General features: G+C 41.5%; 6 protein-coding genes. All 6 read left to right on the top strand.

Annotation, left to right across the window (positions count from 1 at the left end):
- Positions 1 to 225: histidinol dehydrogenase (locus tag G399_RS0102790; RefSeq protein WP_026843394.1), on the top strand; the 225-nt coding region annotated here is incomplete at its 5' end.
- 2 nt (positions 226 to 227) lie between these two features.
- Entirely contained in the window at positions 228 to 1241 is a 1014-nt protein-coding gene (locus tag G399_RS0102785) for a LacI family DNA-binding transcriptional regulator (protein ID WP_006008899.1), read from the top strand.
- Positions 1242 to 1356: 115 nt separating this feature from the next.
- Entirely contained in the window at positions 1357 to 2745 is a 1389-nt protein-coding gene (locus G399_RS0102780; protein WP_006009426.1) for an alpha/beta hydrolase family protein, read from the top strand.
- Between the two features lie 168 nt (positions 2746 to 2913).
- Positions 2914 to 4071: a nuclear transport factor 2 family protein gene (locus G399_RS0102775; protein ID WP_006009425.1), complete on the top strand. Its 1158-nt coding sequence runs from the start codon at positions 2914 to 2916 to the stop codon at positions 4069 to 4071.
- A gap of 12 nt (positions 4072 to 4083) precedes the next feature.
- The gene (locus G399_RS0102770) at positions 4084 to 5079 is read left to right on the top strand and encodes an ester cyclase (protein ID WP_006009424.1); all 996 of its coding nucleotides are present in this window, start codon (positions 4084 to 4086) and stop codon (positions 5077 to 5079) included.
- 21 nt (positions 5080 to 5100) lie between these two features.
- Positions 5101 to 6708 carry a sodium:solute symporter family transporter gene (locus G399_RS0102765; RefSeq protein WP_006009423.1) on the top strand — a complete coding sequence of 536 codons (1608 nt, stop codon included), beginning with the start codon at positions 5101 to 5103 and terminating at the stop codon, positions 6706 to 6708.
- The last annotated feature ends 43 nt before the right edge of the window (positions 6709 to 6751 follow it).

Here is a 6751-nt window from a genome sequence, read left to right as displayed (position 1 = left end):
GGCGATAAATGCATCGGCACAAACCATACACTACCAACTAAGAAGGCAGCACGCTATACTGGTGGATTATGGGTTGGGAAATTCATTAAAACATGTACTTTCCAATATATTACTGAAGAAGCCTCTGTAGTGGTTGGCAATTACTGTTCTAGATTATGCGCCGTAGAAGGATTTGCTGGACATAAAGAACAAGCTGACATAAGACTGAGAAGATACGAGAAATAATATTGAATAAACATAAACGCGTCACGTCTTATGATGTCGCCAAAGTTGCTGGCGTGTCGCAATCGGCAGTTTCTAGGGCTTTTCAGACGGGTCGCAGTGTGTCTGATAAAACCAGAGAAAAGGTCTTAGCCACAGCAAATGAACTGGGCTATAAGCCCAATGCTATAGCGAGAATGCTGATCACAAAACGGTCAGGGATGGTCGCGGTTATTTCATCTTCACGGGTTAACCTTGTTTATCCGGAAGTATTGTCCTTGCTGAACGAACGTTTATCAGAAAAAAATGAACGCGTATTATTGTTTAATTTAGACGATGCGGCCGGTTTAGACGATATTTTAGAGCACATATGGACTTTTCAAGTCGATGGCGTGATAGCCCTTGCAGCCCATTTTGATCATAAAAGTATCAATAAATTTAAACAGCATCAAATCCCGGTTGTACTTTATAACCGGCGAGTGGCTGGGCATTCAGCAAGTTCTGTTTGTTGCAATCATGAGCAAGGTATTTTTGAGCTAGTCGATATTTTACATGACTTTGGACACAAAGATTATTTGGTCCTTGCTGGGCCAGAGGACTCTGACGTGGCCCAAGAACGCTGTGAATTAGCGATTAAAGCGCTCACCGATAAAGGTATCAACGATGTGCCAGTAGCCTGTGGCGATTTTAGTTATCAGTCTGGGCGTCAGGCCTTTTCGAATTATATGGCATCACATTCTGCCCCCACCGCTGTTGTCTGCAGCAATGACACCATGGCAATCGGGGTGATAGATGAAGCCAGAGAGAACTGTGGTTTACGCGTTCCAGAAGATTTATCTGTCGTGGGTTTTGACGGTGTGAACGCCGTGTTTTGGCATAGTTACCAACTCACTACGGTTAAGCAGCCGATAGAGCAAATGACCAAAGCCGCTGTGGATATTTTGGTTGAGCAAATAGCGGCGCCTGACAATCCAGCTCAACTTCGCGTATGGTCTGGCGCGTTGGTTCAAGGAAAGACGGTAGGGCCCGTAAGGAATTAACAATAAACCACTGCTCATTTTCTTACCTGATACTTGATGTGCCGCTGAGGTTATTAGATAATTTTAAGCGACATTTGAACAAAAAAAGCAAGTTCAACAATGAGGTAAGCAGAAGATGAGTAAGAGTATTTGGTTGGTAAAAACAATATTAACTATTTTAATATTAAGCTCCTTAATCGTTTGTTCTCGTTCAAGTGCAAACTCAAATCAAAAACACCCACTAATAATGGATTGGACAACGCCAGACATTGGCGACTTGTCGAACTTATCAATACCGCATTTACGCAACAGGCAATATGGCAGCAAGTTTGTAAAACGTTCAGCTATGGGCAATAACAGTAGTGGTTATTCATCCTTTATGCTCAGCTATGAAAGTGATGAATTAACTAACTATGCACGTATTGATATTCCGCACCAACCTGCCCCTGCAGAGGGCTACCCAGTCTTATTTTATAGCCATGGTTGGGTTGGGATTGATAATGCACCTTTGTTTAATTTCTTTCTTGAGCAAAAAGGAAGTCAAGCAAAGTACATCGATAATATGGCAAAACAGGGATATGTGGTAATTACCCCTGGCTGGCGTGGACATGGCACAGTAAACGGAGTTCCTGCTCAAGGAATAGAGTTCATGCAGCGCTGGGATAATGCGAGTTATGTCAGCCCTATATTTTATGCCATAGATATGCTTAATGCACTCGATAGCCTAGAGAGCTTAGCTTTAATTGAATTTCGCCAAGAGCCTCTGAAAGTAAACATGAATAAGGTTGTATTATCAGGGCATTCTCAGGGAGGAGACTCCGCATTGGTTATGCTCGCCATCGCCGGTGAGCAATCTAGCGTTAAAAATACAATCGCTTCAGCATCAATATTTTCGGGCTGTTTTCTACCTCGTTTAGTTCAAGGTGGTTTCTACGGTGCCATGGCCGCGAGCCCAGAAGCATTTATGTCGGGCGATGGCACATGGACAAAAACCGCAGCGGGAAAAAATGGCGAAATAAACCCTAATTTTCAATTTCCTTATCCGCCTGATTGGATTAATACAGTTGATCCAGATACATGGTCGTGGCAAAAAGACGTTTGGTCGATAAGCACGGTCGAACTCGCCTTCATTAATAAATATAATCAGATGTATGAAATACTTCATACTAATAAGCTAACTACGAGTAATTACACACTTATGACGGATACCTCAGGCAAAGTCAGTGTTGAGCACCCAACCGATATTAAAGACGCTTACTTCAAGATGGATGCTATTAACTATCCACAGTTTTTAAGCGAACCACTTACACTGCATTATTCCGACCGTGATTACTATTCTCCGCCTTTTTGGAATAAAAAATTAGCCTATTCATTAACGTCAATAAATTCAAAAGTAGCCTTGTTTGAATACGAAGGTAATACGCATTCATTAACTATCAGTCCACATAAGTGGTTTTCACAAGACTATAACCAACAGGGTATTAATAAGGTCATAACGCATGATCTTAAGTGGTTTTCTCAATAAAAATAGCCAACAATTTATTTGAGTAACTCAGTCTAAACTCTATTTTTTGTGACGAAATTTTAATAACTGTACCTAAAAAGAGTTACTAAACATATTCGACAGTATTTCTTTGCATTCGCAGTCATTATATGTGACATTTGTGTTAATTGAATAATTAAGAAATTAAACATGTCTGATAAACAAAGTGTTAACCAAATTCTTACCGCACCATTGACGCGGGAGCATATGCCTACGACTACGAATATTTCATTGTCATCTTATCTCGGTCGAAAGGCATTTGGCGACGGTTGGCTTCCTGAAGAAAAACGCATCCCAGAATCGTTTGGGCCACGTCAGGCAATGGCTGGATTTGAAGAAATCTACCCCAATATAATCGATTATATTGTGCGTATTACCTACAAAATATGGGAAGACCGAGATATAGATTACATAGGCGATACTTATTCAAATGATTCCTATGTTTTTGATGATTTTGGTCTGCAGCGTGGCAACAAAAAAATTATTGCAGATACTTATGCAACAACTGGCGCATTTTCAGATATTCAATTGATAACCGATGATATTGTTTGGGCAGGCAATGATGAACTTGGATATCATACCTCCCATCGTGTTTATATGGTCGGCACAAACGATGGTGATAGCAAGTTTGGGTCAGCAACAGGCAGGCGGGTAAAGGTACCGTTGATTGCCAACTGTGTCGCCAAAGACAATAAAATCTACCTTGAACACGTCCTCTACAATACTGCCGCGTTAATACAACAATTAGGCTTAGACTTAAAGCAAACTGCAAGAAATATGGTGGCTGACAAAAGCACCCCTGGCTGGCCTAGGGATAAACATACGTGGCAAAACTTGCGCCAGGCAGGTAGTCCTAGACAAGCAATTTCGCTCGCCCAACCAATTGTTGGATTTGACCCTGATGCTTTCTGTCGTGAAGCATTTAGCAGTACGTTAGGCAAGCAAACAGGTGCTGATCTTAGTCTATTTTATCGAGCAGATATCGAATTTATCGGCTCTAATAATAGACAATTTACAGGCCTAGACAGCTATCTAAGTTTATTAAAAGACCTGCATATCGCGCTAACCGACTGTAATGCACAAGTAGATGAAGTTTATTGGACAGGTAATGAAGTGGAAGGTTACCTTACATCTGTGCGTTGGAGTCTCGACGCTGTACATTCTGGGGCAGGCGTTTTTGGTGAAGCATCAAACAAACAGATACAGTTTTGGGGTATAACCCAGCACTTTATCGTCAAAGGTAAGATTGTCAAAGAGTGGATGATGTTCAATGAATTGGACGTACTCATGCAAACTATGGCTGACTGAGGAAATAGTAAAATGGCAGATTACCAAGATATAAAACAGACAGTGCGTAGCTATCAAGCGGCGCTCGATGGTGCTAGTGCAGATGATGCTATTTCTGTGCTTACTGACAACATGGTGCCAGAATTTTTGTGGCGCGGGATGCATCCTTTTTACGAGCAGTACGGAGCAGACAATGTGGCTGCCGTTTTTTGGGCACCATTAAAAAAAGCATTTACTACCCTTCATCGTCGAGAAGACATTTTTATGGCCGGCACCAACGCTATTGAAAATGGCGAATGGGTTTGCAGCAGTGGTCACTTTTCAGGTTTATTTGACAACAATTGGTTAGGGATCCCAGCCACGCACAAATTAACATTTATTCCTTATGTTGAGTTTACCAAAGTTGAAAATGGTAAAATATCAGAGGTCGCCTTTTTCTGCGATATTATCAGCGTCATGCAACAAGCGGGTGTGAATGTTTTACCCGAGCAAACGGCGTCTGATATTATTCGCCCTGGTCCAGCAACCCACGATGGATTGCTACATAATGCGCAAAATCCAACTATGTCAGCTAAGACTCTAGCCTTGGTCACGCAAATGTGTGACGACCTAACTGGCTCTGGTATGGGTAGTCCTGATGAGCAATTACGTCAAACTTGGCACGATAATATGTATTGGTTTGGTCCTTCTGGGATAGGTTCAACATACACGGTCGAACGCTACCAGCATCAGCACCAAGGACCATTTGAAAGACACTTAGGTGATATAAAGTTTAACGGCCATGTTTGTCGATTCGCGGAAGGTGATTTTGCCTGTTGGTTTGGCTGGCCAAATTTAAGTATGAAGTCGACTGGCGGGTTTTTAGGCATGCCTGCATCAGATATACCTGCTGACATGCGAGTAGTGGATATTTACCGTCGCGATGGCGATAAATTAGCGGAAAATTGGGTATACATCGACATCCTTCATTTTCTCTCTATGCAAGGTTTAGACATACTCAAGCGTGTAAGAGAGATCCGTCAGAGTTAAGTAAAATATAAGGAAAACGAGATGACGAGTTTCGGCATTCTAAATTGGCTTATAGTTGCTGTATATATTATTGGTACTCTTTTCCTTGGAGTTGTTTTGAGTCAACGTGTGAAGTCAGATCAAGACTACTACGTCGGCGACAAATCAACTCCATGGTGGGCTATTGGTATGTCTGTTGCCGCCACGTATATTGGCGCTTTATCATTATTAGGCGCCCCTGCATGGTCATACGAAACTGGTATGTCGGTACTACTGATCCACGTGAATTATCCAATTGCCGTCGTTATTGTCGTTACTTTATTTTTACCTTTTTTCTACAATCTTGGGGTCGCGTCCATATTCGACTACCTTGAGAAAAGGTTTGGACTCACAACAAGAACACTAATCTCCAGCATATTTTTGTTTGGTAACATCGCATATTCAGGGATCATGCTTTACACCACCGCATTGGTTATCAGCTTTGTTACTGGTCTTGATGTTACATTAGCCATTTTATTAGTCGCAGTTATCGCTACGGCTTATACGTGGATGGGAGGAATGTCTGCAGTAATTTGGACTGATGTAGCGCAGTCAGTAATTCTATTGCTTGGATTATGTATAATATTCTTTGCATTGATAAATGTGTTGCCTGGCGGTCTTATTGGAGCATTAAGCGAACTTAAGGCCTCGGGCATGACTTATGCTTTCAACACTTCAACGGATCCCTCTGTCGTGTCTACAATTTGGACCGGTATTGTCGCAATGTCGATTTATCATGTGGTTGTATATGGTGTAAATCAAATGATGGTGCAGCGAACATTGGCAGCAAAAACAATGGCGGATGCAAAAAAATCTTATATTTTTATGGGTTATGCCGCATTCGTAATATTCTTCTTTTTATTTCTACTGGGCGTTTTATTACATAACTACTACCAGGGTAAGGTGTTCGAAGATAGCAATAAAATCATTCTTGAATTTGCAATTGTGGCACAAATACCAGGTTTAATGGGCTTGATTACTGCTGCGGTGATTGCTGCCGCAATGTCAAGCCTCGATTCAAGCCTAAATTCGATGGCAACGGTAACTACAATCGATTTTTATAAGAAATTTTTTAAAAAAAATGAAACCGGCACCCACTATCTTAAAGCGTCACGGATATTTACATTAATCTGGGCTGTTTTAATTATTATCCCCGCAATATTGTTCGTCGGCTCTGCGGGTTCTGTACTTGAAATTCTTAGTAAGATTGGATCTTTTTTTGTGGGTGCTAAATTAAGCGCCTTTTTCTTAGGATTCTACTCCAAACATACGAATGAGAAAGGGCTCCTTATAGGCATTGCAATGGGCTTTTTGTCACTGTTCGTTGCTGACCAGTACTATGACATTGCTTGGCCCTGGTATTGTCTAATTGGAGGCGCTGTAAGTATAGTAGTGGCCTGGATAGCGAGCGTATCAATTGAAGGATTCAAAGCGCACAACCATCAATACACGGTAAAAGGGCAAGCCGAGTTTTTCCGCAAAATGGACTATCCAGAAATGCAGGATGGCTGGTATTTAATACCAGGAAGGATAGACAGAGCGTCCTACTATTTGTTGGCATATTTCGTGGTTTGTCTCATATTTTTATTCTTATTTGACTGGTTAATTTAACGATTATAGCGTCTAAGTAACTGAGCCCGTAGTAGATCTCAAA

The sequence above is a fragment of the Brumicola pallidula DSM 14239 = ACAM 615 genome (genome assembly GCF_000428905.1).
In the GTDB taxonomy this organism is placed as follows: Bacteria; Pseudomonadota; Gammaproteobacteria; order Enterobacterales; family Alteromonadaceae; genus Glaciecola; species Glaciecola pallidula.
Note: the sequence above shows the minus strand (reverse complement) of the source record. Positions and strands in the feature narration are given on the sequence as shown.